Origin of the sequence: Pseudomonas sp. 32_A (assembly GCF_017490905.1) — a bacterium.
Lineage (GTDB): Bacteria > Pseudomonadota > Gammaproteobacteria > Pseudomonadales > Pseudomonadaceae > Aquipseudomonas > Aquipseudomonas inefficax.
Genome location: NZ_JAFGYI010000263.1, coordinates 1 through 479 on the forward strand (window position 1 = coordinate 1; position 479 = coordinate 479).

The window sequence follows — 479 nt, forward strand, 5'->3', positions numbered from 1 at the left end:
GTCCAGATCGGAGGTCGGATGTTCGAGGCGATCCGGGTCCAGTGGCAAGGTCAGCCACAAAGTGCTGCCCTGGGTGGCGCCGCTCTTGATGCCGAACTCGCCTTGCATCAGACGAATCAGTTGGCGCGCAATCACCAGGCCGAGATTGCCGCCCAGGCGATTGGCCGAGAGGAAGTGCTTGCTGTGCAGCTCGGCGTGCAGAAGCGCCTCGCGCTCTTCCGGCTCCATCGGTACGCCGCTGTCCTGCACGGCAATGCGCAGGCGCGGTTGGCGGCTGCGCTCGTCCAGGGCAACTACGATCAGCACTTCGCCTTCTGCGGTATTCTTCAGGGCGTTTTCCAGCAGGCTCAGCAAGGTCTGGCGCAGGCGCGTCGGATCGCCGCTGATTACCCGTGGCACTTGCGGCTGGAGGAAGCTGATCAGCTCGACGTTCTGTTGCTCGGCCTTGGCCCGGTAGATGCTCAGGCAATCATCTAGCA

Annotated in this window: 1 protein-coding gene; it reads right to left on the reverse strand. The window is 63.3% G+C overall.

Going from position 1 to position 479, the window contains the following annotated elements:
* A partial coding sequence (locus J5M58_RS26600; protein WP_243432566.1) for an ATP-binding protein occupies positions 1-479 on the reverse strand: 479 nt, incomplete at both ends.